Origin of the sequence: Paraburkholderia sp. SIMBA_030 (genome assembly GCF_046535245.1) — a bacterium.
In the GTDB taxonomy this organism is placed as follows: Bacteria; Pseudomonadota; Gammaproteobacteria; order Burkholderiales; family Burkholderiaceae; genus Paraburkholderia.
This window is the reverse complement of the sequence record NZ_JAWRXB010000022.1, coordinates 102,884-118,190: the sequence shown is the minus strand read 5'-3', so window position 1 is coordinate 118,190 and position 15,307 is coordinate 102,884. Positions and strand designations below refer to the sequence as shown.

12 protein-coding genes and 1 pseudogene are annotated in these 15,307 nt (G+C 63.1%); 7 read left to right on the top strand and 6 right to left on the bottom strand.

What is annotated here, in order from left to right; translation table 11 throughout:
* Positions 1 to 40: 40 nt before the first annotated feature.
* Together ybiB and SB772_RS31505 are read left to right on the top strand one after the other, a co-directional pair.
* Positions 41 to 1,012: a DNA-binding protein YbiB gene (gene ybiB / locus SB772_RS31510; protein ID WP_410837060.1), complete on the top strand. Its 972-nt coding sequence runs from the start codon at positions 41 to 43 to the stop codon at positions 1,010 to 1,012.
* Positions 1,013 to 1,524: 512 nt separating this feature from the next.
* Positions 1,525 to 2,505 (top strand): annotated as a pseudogene (locus SB772_RS31505) (2-isopropylmalate synthase); the annotation flags it as partial.
* 219 nt (positions 2,506 to 2,724) lie between these two features.
* On the opposite strand, the gene SB772_RS31500 reads toward SB772_RS31505, so the two are convergent.
* Entirely contained in the window at positions 2,725 to 3,108 is a 384-nt protein-coding gene (locus SB772_RS31500) for a nuclear transport factor 2 family protein (RefSeq protein WP_410837059.1), read from the bottom strand.
* Between the two features lie 43 nt (positions 3,109 to 3,151).
* Positions 3,152 to 3,715, bottom strand: coding sequence for an acyloxyacyl hydrolase (locus SB772_RS31495; RefSeq protein ID WP_410837058.1), 564 nt, complete (start codon positions 3,713 to 3,715; stop codon positions 3,152 to 3,154).
* Between the two features lie 363 nt (positions 3,716 to 4,078).
* Between SB772_RS31495 and rpoH the strand changes: the two genes are divergently transcribed.
* The 5 genes from rpoH (at position 4,079) to cydX (ending at position 8,535) form a co-directional block, all read left to right on the top strand.
* On the top strand, positions 4,079 to 5,014 hold the full coding sequence (gene rpoH / locus SB772_RS31490) for an RNA polymerase sigma factor RpoH (RefSeq protein ID WP_410837057.1): 936 nt from the start codon (positions 4,079 to 4,081) through the stop codon (positions 5,012 to 5,014).
* A 359-nt stretch (positions 5,015 to 5,373) separates the two neighbouring features.
* On the top strand, positions 5,374 to 5,634 hold the full coding sequence (gene cydP, locus SB772_RS31485) for a cytochrome oxidase putative small subunit CydP (protein WP_410837056.1): 261 nt from the start codon (positions 5,374 to 5,376) through the stop codon (positions 5,632 to 5,634).
* Entirely contained in the window at positions 5,624 to 7,216 is a 1,593-nt protein-coding gene (locus SB772_RS31480) for a cytochrome ubiquinol oxidase subunit I (protein ID WP_410837055.1), read from the top strand. The genes cydP and SB772_RS31480 overlap by 11 nt, the downstream gene beginning before the upstream one ends.
* A 37-nt stretch (positions 7,217 to 7,253) precedes the next feature.
* Positions 7,254 to 8,390, top strand: a complete 1,137-nt coding sequence (cydB, locus tag SB772_RS31475) for a cytochrome d ubiquinol oxidase subunit II (RefSeq protein ID WP_410837054.1) — start codon at positions 7,254 to 7,256, stop codon at positions 8,388 to 8,390.
* 28 nt (positions 8,391 to 8,418) lie between these two features.
* A complete protein-coding gene (cydX, locus tag SB772_RS31470; protein WP_410837053.1) occupies positions 8,419 to 8,535 on the top strand; it encodes a cytochrome bd-I oxidase subunit CydX in 117 nt (38 codons plus the stop codon).
* A gap of 117 nt (positions 8,536 to 8,652) precedes the next feature.
* Here the strand turns inward: cydX and nagE are convergent, their stop codons facing one another.
* The 4 genes from nagE to nagA form a co-directional block, all read right to left on the bottom strand.
* A complete protein-coding gene (gene nagE / locus SB772_RS31465; RefSeq protein ID WP_410837052.1) occupies positions 8,653 to 10,434 on the bottom strand; it encodes an N-acetylglucosamine-specific PTS transporter subunit IIBC in 1,782 nt (593 codons plus the stop codon).
* Between the two features lie 93 nt (positions 10,435 to 10,527).
* Positions 10,528 to 13,092 carry a phosphoenolpyruvate--protein phosphotransferase gene (gene ptsP, locus SB772_RS31460; RefSeq protein ID WP_410837051.1) on the bottom strand — a complete coding sequence of 855 codons (2,565 nt, stop codon included), beginning with the start codon at positions 13,090 to 13,092 and terminating at the stop codon, positions 10,528 to 10,530.
* Positions 13,093 to 13,131: 39 nt separating this feature from the next.
* The gene (locus SB772_RS31455) at positions 13,132 to 14,139 is read right to left on the bottom strand and encodes an SIS domain-containing protein (RefSeq protein ID WP_410837101.1); all 1,008 of its coding nucleotides are present in this window, start codon (positions 14,137 to 14,139) and stop codon (positions 13,132 to 13,134) included.
* Positions 14,132 to 15,235 (bottom strand): N-acetylglucosamine-6-phosphate deacetylase, encoded by a 1,104-nt coding sequence (gene nagA, locus SB772_RS31450; protein ID WP_410837050.1) that lies wholly within the window; start codon positions 15,233 to 15,235, stop codon positions 14,132 to 14,134. The genes SB772_RS31455 and nagA overlap by 8 nt, the downstream gene beginning before the upstream one ends.
* Between the last annotated feature and the right edge of the window lie 72 nt (positions 15,236 to 15,307).

Sequence of the window (15,307 nt, the reverse complement as noted above, 5' to 3'; positions counted from 1 at the left end):
GCTCTAACGCGGCACGCCCCCCCACGTCCCACTGAGCCCGATGACTGACTCCGTCGATACCGCCATCCCCTTCCCCTGCGCCCGCTTCATCAAGGAAATCGGCCGCGGCCCGAACGGCGCCCGCGCACTGAGCGCCGACGATACCCGCTCGCTCTATGGCGCAATGCTCGACGGCCGCGTGTCCGACCTCGAACTCGGCGCGGTGCTGCTCGCCTATCGCGTGAAGGGCGAAACAGCCGACGAACTCGCCGCGATGCTGGCCGGCGCGCACGCATCGTTCGAACCGATTCAGTTGCCGCACGGCGCGTTCCGGCCCGTTTCGATCCCGACTTACAACGGCGCGCGCAAACAGCCGAATCTCGTCCCGCTGCTGGCGTTGCTGCTGGCGCGCGAAGGCGTGCCGGTGCTGGTGCACGGCGTCACCGAAGATCCTGGCCGCGTGACGAGCGCTGAGATCTTCACGCATCTGCACATTCCGCACGCGCAAAACCACGCGGATATCGAAGATGGTCTCGCGGAGCGGCGTCTCGCGTTCGCGCCGATCGGCGTGCTCGCGCCCAAGCTCGCGCGGCTCCTTGCTTTGCGTCGCCGGATGGGCGTGCGCAATTCGACGCATACGCTCGTAAAGATCTTGCAGCCGTTCGCGCCCGCCGGCCTGCGGCTCGTGAACTACACGCATCCGCCGTATCGAGACAGTCTGACGCAACTGTTCAGCACGCATCCGGACGCCGCGGCAGGCGGCGCCCTGCTTGCGCGCGGCACCGAAGGCGAAGCGGTAGCCGACACGCGGCGTCAGGTGCAGGTCGACTGGCTGCACGATGGCATCTGCGAAACGCGCGTGCCGCACGAGCGTTCGTCGCCCGATGCGCCTGAAGTCGAGTTGCCTGAAGCGCGCGACGCTCCGACCACGGCCGCATGGATCGACGCCGTGCTGCGTGGTGAAGCGCCGGTGCCGAGCGCAATTTCGCGGCAAGTCGAACTGATCGTGGACGTCGCGAAAACGCCTGTGTGACAGGCGTTGCGCGACCACGACGTGGTCTTTACAGCGGCTCTCGCTGCGGAAAACATAAAGACCGCCGGTTGACACGGTGCTGCCCGCTGTCATACATTCGACCCATGCGTTCCCTTCCGAACACCCTCCGAATTACCTCCGGCCGCCTGGCGCGGCCCCTATCGCTACGTCTAGCGTAAGTCAGGCATAGCGCCGCGCGTTGGCAGCTCAGGTTGCTCAAAGCGCGGTCTTCAAGGCAGTTCCTCGCCGTTACCGTTTCACCCCCGACCGTAGTTCTTCACAACCAGTAGTCGTTTGCATTCGTCCGTTTACCGTTCGGACGAATCGCGAGGGTCAAATGCATACCGCATGGGCATCATCCACGTCCGTTTTCGTCGTCGCCATGACGTTTTTCGTTCGCGCCCGTTCGTTGTTGCCGCTAGCGATCGGCTGGCGGCCCGTGCACCTGTGGCAGCCCGCCAGCCGCTCGACGCCACATCCTTTCGCATACGGCAAAACGAACGAGGCTCATCATGTTGCACAATCCCGCTGAAAAATACCGTCCCTTTCCCGCCGTGCGCCTGACCGGCCGAAAATGGCCTGGCCGCACGATCAACCAGGCGCCGATCTGGATGAGCACCGATCTGCGCGATGGCAATCAAGCGCTGATCGAACCGATGAACGCCGCGCAAAAGCTCGAATTCTTCGACATGCTGGTGGCGATCGGCTTCAAGGAAATCGAGGTCGGCTTTCCGTCGGCCTCGCAAACCGACTTCGATTTCGTGCGCACGCTGATCGACGAACAGCGCATTCCCGACGATGTGACCATCGAAGTATTCGTGCCGGCGCGCGCCGGGTTGATCGCGCGGACATTCGAATCGCTCGAAGGCGCACCACGCGCGATCGTGCATCTGTACAACGCAATCTGTCCGTCGTTTCGCAAGATCGTCTTCAACCAGTCGAAGGATGAAATCAAGGCGCTGGCCGTCGAAGCCACGCGCGTCATCAAAGAGCATGCGCAGGCGCGGCCCGCCACGCGCTGGACGTTCCAGTATTCGCCGGAAACCTTCAACATGGCCGAGCTCCCCTTCGCGCGCGAAGTGTGCGATGCGGTGGCGCAGACGTGGCGGCCCACGCGCGATCACAAGATGATCGTCAACCTGCCCGCGAGCGTCGAAGCCGCGACGCCGAACGTGTTCGCCGATCAGATCGAATGGATGGACCGCAACCTCGGCTACCGCGACAGCATCGTACTGTCGGTGCATCCGCATAACGATCGGGGCACCGCGGTGGCCGCGGCGGAACTCGCGCTGCTGGCGGGTGCGGACCGCATCGAAGGGTGTTTGTTCGGCAACGGCGAGCGCACCGGCAACGTGGATCTCGTAACGCTCGCGATGAACCTCTATACGCAAGGCATCGACCCGGGCCTCGATTTCACCGATATCGATGCACTGCGACGCATGGTCGAGCGCTGCAACCAGATTCCGGTGCATCCACGCCATCCGTATGCCGGCGTTCAGTCAGGGAAAGCTGTCATGGTGGAAGGCACGCCGGCCGTGCCCGATTCGGTGGACCCGGATCACGCGTTATCGACGGAAGTGGACCACTGCGTGGCGGCCTGACACGGCCTCACGTTGCGCCAGGCGCGGCACACCCCACCCGCGCCTCGTTGCCGGCCGCTCACCAGGCGCAACCGGCGAAACGCGGCGAGCTCACGAGGCTCGCCCGACGGCTCACTCGATCGCGCAACGCGTCGCCTGCCAGGCAATCAGGCGCCATTGCCCATCTTCCTGCGTATGAATCGCCGTGTACGCAATCGGAAACAGCAACGCCCCGTTATTCGCTTCCATCTCGATCAGCGCCCGCCCGGTGACGACGCAGGTCTCTCGCCCGACCGGCAGCACCTCTTGCGACTGCACCTCGATCTGCCGATAGCGGCGGCGCCCTGCTGTAATGCCGTCGATGAACTGCCGCTTCGTTTCGCGCTTGCCGTTCGTGTGGACATAGCTCACGTTCTCCGCGAGCAGCGTATCGAGCAACGGCCCGTCGCCGTCGACCATCGCGCGAAAGCGCTCGCGCTCGAGCCCGCGAATCGCTTCGATCATTTTTGCCGCCATTGCTCAGCCCCTCGCACCGACGCGCCGGACGTGGCCACGGTCGTCAGAAGTTATATTGCAAATATAGCTGGCTGAAATTTATACCAGGATTCGGCTCTTTGATACCGCCATTGGAAATATGCTGGAACCGGTAGCCCGCCTGATACTGCTGGTGACTGCCGAATTGCACGCCGACGCCCGCCATGTTGGCGAACTGGAAGGCCGTCCCAAGGCTGAACGATGTAGAAGTTCTGGGGCTCGACAGCAACCGGATGCCGGTACCTACTTCGATATAAGGGCGGATCGAGCCTGAACCCTTGATGAAACGTATGATCGGACTCACGCCGATTTCGCCGATGTCGCTGTGGACGTCCCCTTCGTTCGTATGCCACCAGGCCAGGTGCGCCTCGCCGATCAGCGAGAAGTGCCAGTCGCCGATCTGCCACCACGTCAGATTCGGGTCCCAGACGAAGCCGAGATCCAACTTTTTGACGTGCTTATCTGCCACGCCCGCGGTAACTTGCACACCGAACTGGTCGGCGGCGGCCAATCCCGACATCCCAAACAACGCAGCCGCAGAAGCGACTTTTAGAACCAGACCACGCAAAGCATTTTTCTTGTTTTTCATCGAACACCCAAAGCTATGGTCGAACGTTGATGATGTTTTGCAGTTTTGCCTATTCTAAATATAAATCGGATCTAGCAATTCGTATGAATAAACCTAAATTTTTGCAATTAGTCACTTCGATTCGAGAAAAAATCGGTCATTTATAAGCATGAAGACGACTTGCTAGGTAAATTCTACGGCTTGCACACAATCGGAGACGGAAGCGTATCGCGACTATTGAATTCCAAACTTCAATAGCAAAATACGGAACCTGGATGACCCTACGCCCTCTAAGTATTAGCACTCGGGAATTCAGAGTGCTAACATCCAACGCTGGAGTCGATCCCTGACCACGCTTTTGTCTGATTCCAAAGGAGTTTCTACGTGAGCCATGCAATGACCCTTCCGAATACTCTGAGCCCGTTGTCGGCTAAGGCCGCTTCGGCAGGTGCACTGGCGCTCTCGCATTCCTCGCTGCTGCCCGGTCAACTGGGCAATATCGACGCCTACATCCAGGCCGTAAATCGGATTCCGATGCTGACGCCGGCGGAAGAACGCCAGTTCGCCACCGAATTTCGCGAGCAGGACAATCTCGAGTCCGCGCGCCGTCTCGTCCTGTCGCATCTGCGGCTGGTCGTGTCGATCGCGCGCAACTATCTCGGGTATGGCCTGCCGCATGCCGACCTGATCCAGGAAGGCAATATCGGCCTGATGAAGGCCGTGAAGCGCTTCGACCCGGAGCAGAACGTGCGCCTCGTGTCGTACGCGATGCACTGGATCAAGGCCGAGATCCACGAATACATTCTGCGCAACTGGCGCATGGTGAAGGTCGCCACCACCAAAGCGCAGCGCAAGCTGTTCTTCAACCTGCGCAGCCACAAGCAGGGCTTGGGCGCGTTCACGCCGGACGAGATCGAAGGTCTCGCCAAAGAACTGAACGTGAAGCGCGAAGAAGTCGCCGAGATGGAAACGCGGCTGTCCGGCGGCGATATCGCGCTGGAAGGACAGGTCGAAGACGGTGAAGAGTCGTACGCGCCGATCGCCTATCTGGCCGACTCGCATAGCGAGCCGACCGCCGTGCTGGCTTCGCGTCAGCGCGACAAGCTGCAAAGCGACGGCATCGCCAGCGCGCTGGAATCGCTGGACGCCCGTAGCCGCCGCATCATCGAGGCACGCTGGCTGCATGTGGAAGACGACGGCTCGGGTGGCTCGACGCTGCACGAACTGGCAGACGAATTTGGCGTGTCGGCGGAACGTATTCGCCAGATCGAGGCGAGCGCAATGAAGAAGATGCGCGGTGCACTGGCCGAATATTCGTAACACATAAGAACATTCAGAGCGCCGGTTTGCCCGGCGCGATGTTTGGTCGCAAAGCCCTGCCCTCGCAAGACGGCAGGGCTTTTTTCTGCCCGCGCGCCGGCGCGTTCGTCCACGCGCGAACTCACGTGCGAACTCACGCGCAAACTCACAACGAACACGCCCACCAAGCGTGCTTTTCTTGACGTATCACAAAGCTCATAGCAATACTGCCTCAATGGGGTGATGCTCGCGACCCAATGCCGCAGTGCTGACTCACGCGTGCACGGTCACTGCTCCTAGAATCGGGTTGCACTCGCCAGACCGCGGAAGCGGCCTGGTTCCAGCCGGAATCACCGGCGTGAAGTCGCTTTCGACCGATCATGACCATAGCCCTCAATCGCAATAACACCCCCCGTCCGAGCCTGCGCAAGCGGCTCGCCGGCTGGGTGCGCGGTCCGACGCTGGCGCGGGATATCGCTATCGTCCTCGCCATCAAATTCGCATTGCTGATGGCGCTCAAATATACGTTCTTCAATCATCCGCAGGCGGAGCATATGTCGCTGCCGCCTGAGCAAGTCGCGCAGGCGCTGCTTGCGGTGCCTGCCTCGCATCCGTCCCAAGGTGAACAACATGCCCGTTAGCGAAGTCGTAGAACTGTCGCGCCTCCAGTTCGCCATCACGGCGCTTTATCACTTTCTGTTCGTGCCGCTCACGCTCGGCCTGTCCTGGTTGCTGGTGATCATGGAATCGGTCTACGTGATGACCGGCAAGCAAATCTACAAGGACATGACCCAATTCTGGGGGAAACTGTTCGGCATCAACTTTGCGATGGGCGTCACCACGGGCCTGACGCTCGAATTCCAGTTCGGCACCAACTGGTCGTACTACTCGCACTACGTCGGCGATATTTTCGGCGTGCCGCTGGCTGTCGAAGGCCTGATGGCGTTCTTCCTCGAGTCGACGTTCGTCGGACTGTTCTTTTTCGGCTGGAAGCGGCTCTCGAAAGTGCAGCACGTGATCGTCACATTCCTCGTCGCACTCGGCTCGAACCTGTCCGCGCTGTGGATTCTGGTGGCCAACGGCTGGATGAACAATCCGGTCGGCGCCGAATTCAACTATCAGACGATGCGCATGGAACTCGACAGCATCTTCTCGGTGCTGTTCAACCCGGTCGCGCAGGTCAAGTTCGTGCACACCGTATCGGCCGGTTATGTGACGGCGTCGATGTTCGTGCTCGGCGTATCGTCGTGGTATCTGCTCAAGCGCCGCGATACCGAATTCGCGTTGCGCTCGTTTGCGATCGCCGCGGGTTTCGGCCTCGCGTCGACGCTGTGCGTGATCGTGCTCGGCGACGAATCCGGCTACCGAACCGGCGAAGTTCAGCAGGTGAAGCTGGCCGCGATCGAATCCGAATGGGAGACGGCGCCCGCCCCCGCACCATTCACGATCTTCGGCATTCCGAATCAGAAGGAAGAACGCACCGACTACGCAATCCGGATTCCGTATGCGCTCGGCCTCATCGCAACACGCTCGATCGACGAACCGGTGGTCGGCCTGAAAGACCTGATGGCGCAGAACGAAGTGCGCATCAAGAACGGCATGCTGGCCTACGCCGCGCTGCAAAAACTGAAGCAAGGCGACGCAACCGACGATGCCAAAGCCGCCTTCGACGCGCACAAGAAAGACCTCGGCTACGGCCTGATGCTCAAGCAGTTCACCGCGAACGTCACCGATGCAACGCCGGATCAGATTGTCCAGGCCGCCAAGAAGACGATCCCGCCGGTGGCGCCCGTGTTCTTCTCGTTCCGCCTGATGGTCGGCCTCGGCATTCTGTTCCTCGCGACCTTCGTGCTGGCGTTCTGGTTCTGCGCGCAACGCTCGCTGCTGCTGGACAAGCGCCGCTGGTTCCTGCGCTGGGCCGTATGGGCGATTCCGCTGCCGTGGCTCGCCGCTGAATTCGGCTGGATCGTCGCGGAACTGGGCCGTCAACCGTGGACCATCGCCGGCATTCTGCCAACTGCACTATCCGCGTCGAGCCTGACGCCGACCGACCTGTACCTGAGTATCGCCGGCTTCGTGGTGTTCTACACGGTGCTGTTCATCATCGAAATCATGCTGATGTTCAAGTACGCGCGGCTCGGACCTTCGTCGCTGCATACCGGGCGCTATCACCACGAACAACAGCCGCTGAATCAGCCGCTGCCGACCAACACGGCCGCATGATTCGCCGTCACGCCGTTTTAAGGGAAAAATCATCATCATGGATTACGCAACCCTCAAACTGATCTGGTGGGTGCTGATCGGCGTACTGCTGATCGGCTTCGCGCTCACCGATGGCTTCGACATGGGCGCGGCGATTCTGCTGCCGTTCATCGGCAAGACCGACGCCGAGCGGCGCATCGTCGTGAATACGGTCGGCGCGACATGGGAAGGCAATCAGGTGTGGTTCATCACGGCGGGCGGCGCGATGTTCGCCGCGTGGCCGCTAGTGTATGCGGCGTCGTTCTCCGGCTTTTACTTCGCGATGCTGCTGGTGCTGTTCTCGCTGTTCTTCCGGCCGGTCGGTTTCGACTACCGCAGCAAACGCGAAGACCCGCGCTGGCGCAGCGCGTGGGACTGGGCGTTGTTCGTCGGCGGTTTCGTGCCGGCGCTGGTGTTCGGCGTCGCGTTCGGCAACCTGCTGCAAGGCGTGCCGTTCTCGTTCGACACCGATCTGCGTGTCACGTATCACGGCAGTTTCTTCGCGCTGCTCAACCCGTTTGCGGTGTTGTGCGGGCTCGTCAGCGTGTCGATGCTGGCCGCGCACGGCGCAGCGTTCGTGAAGATGAAGGCGGACGGCATCGTCGCGCAACGCGCGTCGATCGCGCTACGCATTGCCTCACTCGTCGGCGTGGTGTTGTTCCTGATCGCCGGCGCACTCATCGCGACGATGGTCGGCGGCTATCAGATCGTCGACGCGGCGCCGTTCGATACGGTCGCCAATCCGCTACTGAAAAACGTGCTCGGCGCACCGGGATTGTGGCTCACCAACTACGCGACTTATCCGTGGATGGTGATCGCGCCGGTGGCAGGTGTGGTCGGCGGTATGCTGGCGTTGCTGCTGGCGCGCTCACGCTTCGAAAAGAGCGCCTTCCTGTCGACCTCGCTGATGATTATCGGCGTGATTCTGACGGCCGGCTTCTCGATGTTCCCATTCATCATGCCCTCGTCGCTCGACGGCCGCAGCAGTCTGACGGTATGGGATTCGACCTCGAGCCGCATGACGCTGCAGATCATGCTGATTGCTGTGGTCGTTTTCCTGCCGCTCGTGCTGCTCTATACGGGCTGGGTATATCGCGTGATGCGCGGCAAGGTGACCGCTGCGGCACTCGAAGAGAATAAACATTCGTTGTATTGATCAAGGTTACGATTAACAGGAGTTTGCGATGTGGTATTTCAGCTGGATTCTCGGTATTGGGGTGGCGCTCGCGTTCGGTGTCATCAACGTGATGTGGCTCGAATCGCGCCGGCCTTTGAAAACGGCAAAGCACAAGACGCACTGATATCCCGGCAATACGGGCATCGGTAAACGCAAAAGCGGCACCTTGATTCAAGGTGCCGCTTTTTTATTGCAGCGTTACCGGAAGGAAAGTGCCGCAGGACGCTCCCTTAGCACGGCATCACGCCGGCAAAGGCGCCGCACCGCCCACCGCCGGTAGACGCGTCGCCAACAGTTCGGCGTAACGCGATGCGGCGTCGCCGACCACGATGTGGAACGTATCGGCCGAGACCCATGCGGTATCGAGCGCAGCCAGACGCTGACGATCGACCGCCGACGGATCGCGCACCTCCACACGCAGACGCGTCGCCGCCACGGCGTCCAGCGACACCACGTTGCCCGCACCGCCGAACACAGCGAGCCAACGCAACGGATCGGGGTCGAGCGGACCGCCTTGAGCACCCGTCGCCGCCACCACCGGCGCGGCGGAGGCAGCCGGTGCAGCAGATGCGGCAGCAGCAGCCGGCTTCACGGCATCACCGCCACCTTGCGCGATCACCGTACGAATCTCATCGGCGATGATGTCCGCTTCCGGCCCGATGATCACCTGCACGTTGGTCGCGCCGCGCTTGAGCACACCACGCGCGCCGATCGTCTTCAGGTCGCTTTCCGAGACCTTGCTGGAATCGACCACGGACAGCCGCAGACGCGTCGTGCAGGCATCCACCAGCGACAGATTCGCTGCGCCGCCCAGCGCAGCGATATAACGCTGTGCACGCGGCACGGCCGCGCCGGCAGCCGGCGAGACGTAACCGCCGGTCGCGAACGATTCGACCTGTTCATCGGCGCCGGCAGGTTCGCGGCCCGGCGTCGCCATGTTGAACTTGCGAATGAAGAAGCGGAACAGACCGTAGTACGCCACCGCATACGCGAGGCCGATCGGAATCGCCCACCAGCCCTTGGTCGACAGGCCGTAGTTCAGCACGTAATCGATCGCGCCTGCGGAGAACGTGAAGCCGAGGTGAATCCCGAGCGCCGAGCAGATCGCGAGCGACAGGCCGGTCAGCAACGCATGAATCACGTACAGCACCGGTGCGAGGAACATGAAGCTGAATTCGATCGGCTCGGTCACGCCCGTCAGGAACGACGTGAGCGCCATCGAGAACAGCAGGCCGCCGACGATCGCGCGGCGTTCCTTCGGCGCTTCATGAAACATCGCCAGACACGCGGCCGGCAGGCCGAACATCATGACCGGGAAGAAGCCCGTCATGAACGTGCCCGCGCTCGGGTCGCCGGCGAAGAAACGATGCAGGTCGCCCGTCACGGCGGCGCCGCCCGGCGGCGTGAAGGTGCCGAACACGAACCACGTCAGCGAGTTCAGGATGTGATGCAGCCCCGTCACGAGCAGCAAGCGGTTCAGCACGCCGAACACGAATGCGCCGATCGCGCCTGCGGTCGTCAGCCAGTGTCCGGCGAGGTCGATGGCGGCCTGCACAGGCTGCCAGACATAGCCGAGCACGATGCCTATCGCGAGACACGCGACGCCCGTGACAATCGGCACGAAGCGTTTCCCTCCGAAGAACGCGAGGTAGTCGGGCAGCTTGATGTCCTTGTACCTGTTGTACAGCAAGCCCGCGACGATACCTGCCACGATCCCGGACAACACGCCCATGTTGAGCTTGTCGTTGATGTCCTTCATCACCGCGATTTCGATCAGGTAACCGATCGCGCCCGCGAGCGCCGCCACGCCGTTGTTGTCTTTCGCGAAACCGACCGCCACGCCGATCGCGAACAGGAGCGGCAGGTTGTCGAAAATCGCGCCGCCGGCGTCGGCGATCATCTTGATGTTGAACACATCGGGTTGGCCCAGCCGCAGTAGCAGGCCGGCAACCGGCAGCACCGCGATCGGCAGCATCAGCGCGCGTCCCAGGCGCTGAATCTTCAGAAACGGATTCCCATCCATTGATACCTCCAATCCTTTGTCTCGTCGTCGATCGTCGTCGAGTTCTAGCTTTACGTGGTTATTGAGCGAAGCTGGTTGCGGACCGTGTGAGGTTCAGTCCAGCGGCCAGGTTTCGCGGCTCACTGCTCTTACCGCCTGTGCCGACTCGAGCGCCAGCGCATCCTGCGCGCGTTGACGGCACAGCTGATAGTCGAGATTGCGCACCCGCGCCTTGATGCCCGGCACCGACACCGGATCCACCGAGAGTTCGGTCACGCCGAGGCCGACCAGCAGCGGCATCGCAAGCGGATCGCCCGCCAGTGCGCCGCAGACGCCGACCCATTTGCCATGCTTGCTGGCGCCCTGCACGGTCGCCGCGATCAGCCGCAGCACCGCCGGATGCAAGCCGTCGGCTTGCGCCGCGAGATCGGCCTGGCAGCGGTCCATGGCGAGCGTGTATTGCGTCAGATCGTTGGTGCCGATCGACAGGAAGTCCGCGTGTTGCGACAGTTGATCGGCGAGCAAGGCCGCCGACGGCACTTCGATCATCACGCCGACTTCGATCGGTTCGGTACGGCCCAACTCGCGGGCGAATTCGTCGATACGTTTGCGGATGCGGATCAGTTCGCCGACATCGGTCACCATCGGCAGCAGGATGCGCACGGCGCCGAGCGGTTGCACGGCGAGCAGGCCGCGCAGTTGGTCGTCGAGCAGGTCCGGGCGCACTTGCGCAAGGCGGATGCCGCGCAGCCCAAGCGCCGGATTCGGTTCAGGCGGCAGCGTCAGGTAATCGACTTCCTTGTCGGCGCCGACGTCGAGCGTGCGAATGATCGCGGTGCGGCCGCTCAACGCGTCGACGATTGCCTGGTAACTCTGACGATGTTCGTCGATAGTCGGTGCCTGCGCGCGGTGAATGAACAGCAGTTCGGTACGCAGCAGGCCGACGGAATCGGCGCCGTTGTCGACGGCGGTTTTCGCGTCGTCGAGCGTGGCGATGTTGGCGGCGACTTCGATCGCGCGGCCATCGGCTGTGACTGCGGCTTGTTGCGAAGTGCGGCGGTTCGCTTCGCGCACGTCGGCAAGGCGGCTACGCTCCAGACGCGCACGTTCGAGGTCGAGTTCGGTGGGTGCGAATTCAAGGCGGCCGTTGGTGGCGTTCACCACCACTTGCGTACCGTCGGGAATCGCATCCAATGCATCGCCGACTGCCACCAGCGCAGGAATGCCCGCCTGACGCGCGAGAATCGCCGCGTGCGAGGTCGCACCGCCACGCGCCATCACCAGCGCGGTCACGCGCGAGCGATCAAGCGACGACAGATCCGACGGCGTAAATTCCTCGGCTGCCAGCACGGCTTCCTCGGGCAACGTGCGCGCTGCCGCGTTTGAATAACCCAACGCGCGCAGCACACGCTTTTCGATGTCGCGCAGATCGGCGGCACGTTCGGCCAGCAGCGCGTCTTCGATTTTCGTCAGGATGCCGATCTGTGCGCGGATCGCTTCGCGCCATGCAAAGCCGGCGCTCTTGCCGAGGCTGATCAGATCGCGCGCGGCGTCGAGCAAGGTGGGGTCTTCGAGCAGCACGCGATGCACCGCGAAAATGCCCGCCTCGCCGACCGCGCCGCGTTGCGACGCGTCGCGCACGGTCGTGCCGAGATCCGTATCGACAGTGGCAATGGCCTTGTCGAGCAGACGGCTCTCAGCCGCGGACGTGCCATTCGCTTGTTCCGGCGGATCGATATCCGCGTCGTCCCAACGCACCAGCTTGCCCACCGCAACGCCCGGCGCCGCGCACACGCCCGCGAGCGTATTCGGCGCCAGCGGTTCGCCCACTGGGCGCGCGAGCGGTTGCGGCGCCGGCGAGCTTTGACGCGCCGGTTTTTCTTCGACTTCGCCGTGCGCTTCGCGCGTCAATTCGTGGGCAATCGCTTCGATTGCGGCTGCCGCTTGCGGACCTACGCCGAGCAACTCGACGGTCGCGCCCTCCCCCGCACCCAGACCGAGCAAACCGACCACGCTTTCGATCGGCGCTTTGCGCCCTTCGTAACGCACTTCGACACGCGCATCGAAACCGCGCGCGGCTTCACGAGCACGCGCAGCCGGCCGTGCATGCAGACCGCCCGCGTGGACCAGCGTCACTTGCTGACGTGCTTCTTCGGTCACGTTGGCGGCACTCGCCTGCCGCGCTGCCTCAGCCGCCACGCCGCTGCGGGCGCGCAGCACCAGCAGCGGCGTCTCGCCCGCCTTCAGCATGCCGCTTTCGACGCGCTCGACGATCTCGAACGCATCCGAATTGGCAATCGCGATCACCGACACGAGACTCGGCGCATTCAACGCAACCTGGTCCTGATCGAACTCGATCAACACGTCGCCGGTACGAACCTGCGCGCCTTGCGCGACCATCGGCGCAAAACCCTTGCCGTTCAGTTCGACCGTATCGATACCGACGTGCAGCAAAATTTCCGCGCCCTCGGCGGTGGCCAGCGTCACCGCGTGACCGGTGCGCGCGAGATGGGTGACGGTGCCGTCGCACGGTGCGACGAGCCGGCCCTCGAGCGGATCGACGCCGATGCCGTCGCCGAACATGCCGCCCGAAAACACCGGGTCGGGTACGTTCGCCAGCGGCACGACAGGACCGGTCATCGGCGCGAGCAAAACAATATGGCCTTCAGAATGGCTCATCAAGCGGGACTCCTCGACACGTCGCATCTGATTTCTCGATCAGTGAGTTTCGGTGACTTTGTTGAGATGGCGCGGCGCATCGGGATTGCGCCCGCGCGCGGCGGCTAGACCCGCGGCCATCACGTAAAAGGACAGGATCGCGGCGATCGGATCGAGCGCCGCATGAGCGGTGGCGGCAAGCGGCAAGCTTGCGTCGGGCACGTCGTCCGGCGCGGCGAGCAGCACGCGGGCGCCGCGCGCCTGCATGTCGCGCGCGAGTTGCAGCAAGCCGGCTTGTTCCGGTCCGCGCGGTGCGAATACCAGCAGCGGATAGTCGCGGTCGATCAGTTCCATCGGACCATGACGCACTTCGGCGCTCGAAAACGCTTCCGCCTGGATACCGGAGGTTTCCTTCAATTTCAGCGCGGCTTCCTGTGCAATTGCTAGACCCAGACCACGGCCGATCACGATCATCCGTTCGATGCCGCGCAATTCGTCGATCGCTTTCGACCAGTCGAGCTTGCCTGCGGATCGCAACGCGTCGGGCAGCGTCTTCAACGCGCCGAGCAGTGCGTCGTCCTGCTGCCAGTGCGCAACCAGTTGCGCCGAAATCGACAGCATCGCGATATAGCTCTTGGTGGCCGCGACGCTCAGTTCAGGACCGGCGACGAGCGGCAGATGCCATTCGCACGCATCGGCCAACGGCGAGCTGGGCGCGTTCACCGCGGCGACGGTCAACGCGCCGGCATTGCGCAGCGCTTGCATCGTGCCGACCAGATCGGGGCTCTTGCCTGACTGCGAGAACGCCAGCGCAAGCTGATCGCGCACCTGCAGCGGCGCCTGCTGCAAGGTCGCCACCGACATGGGCAGCGACGCCACCGGCACGCCGATGCGGCTCATCGTCAGACTTGCGAAATAGCTCGCCGCATGGTCCGAGCTGCCGCGCGCGACCGTCAGCGCAACATGGCGCGGCTGCGCCGCGAGGCTGGCCGCCAGCGCCTCGACGCGCGAGGTATCCGTGAGTTGCGCGGCGACCGTTTCAGCGGACGCCAGCGCTTCGTTAAGCATATTCGACAATCGATTCTCCTTCGACGTAAGTCGCGGTCAACGCCAGTTCGCGGTCGAATACGACCACATCGGCCCACCCGCCACGCGCGATGCGGCCGCGGTCTTCGATGCCGAGGTAGTCGGCGGCATAGCGCGACAAACGATTTGACACATCGGCGATCGGCAAGCCGATCGACACGAGATTGCGCAGCGCCTGATCCATCGTCAGGGTGCTGCCGGCGAGCGTGCCATCGGCGAGACGCACGCCGCCGAGACACTTCGTCACATGCTGGCTGCCGAGGCGGTATTCGCCGTCCGGCATGCCGGTGGCCGAGGTGCTGTCCGTGACCACATACAGACGCGGAATCGCGCGCAACGCAGCGCGGATCGCACCCGGATGGACGTGCAGCAAATCGGGAATGATTTCGGCGAACTCGGCGTGCGCGAGCGCCGCGCCGACAAGGCCGGGGTTACGGTGATGCAGCGGCGACATCGCGTTGAACAGATGTGTGAAGCCACAGGCACCGTGCTTGAGCGCGGCGACGGCGTCGTCGTAGGTGCCCAGCGAATGGCCGAGCTGCACGCGCACGCCGCGCGCCGCCATCTCGGAGATGATCTCCATGTGGCCGGCGATTTCAGGCGCCAACGTGACCACGCGAATCGGCGCGATCGACAGATACTTCAGCACTTCGTCCATCACCGCCGACACCGCGGCGTCCGGTTGCGCGCCGAGCTTGCCGGGATTGATGTACGGCCCCTCGAGATGCACGCCGAGCACGCGCGAACCGCCCGGCGTGCGGATACGCGCCACGTCGCCGAGGCCCGCGACCACGCGCATCAGCTCGTCGCGCGGCGCGGTCATCGTGGTGGCGAGCAGGCTGGTGGTGCCGTAACGCGCATGCGTGCGGGTAATGGTTTCGATCGCATCGCCGTCTTCCATCACGTCTGCGCCGCCACCGCCGTGCACGTGCAGATCGATGAAGCCTGGCAGGATGTATGGCGCGTCGTTCGTCGACGGATCGACGCGTTCGCCGGTCAGCGCCGTGATGCGGCCGTTTTCGTATTCGAGCGTGCCGTGAATCCACCCATTGGTGGTGAGTATGTTTCCGGTCAGCATGAGTCTCTCTGGTGAGGCGTGATACGGGGTGTGACTGAATCGCGCTGTCCGGCGCCGCGCCTGATATTGGGT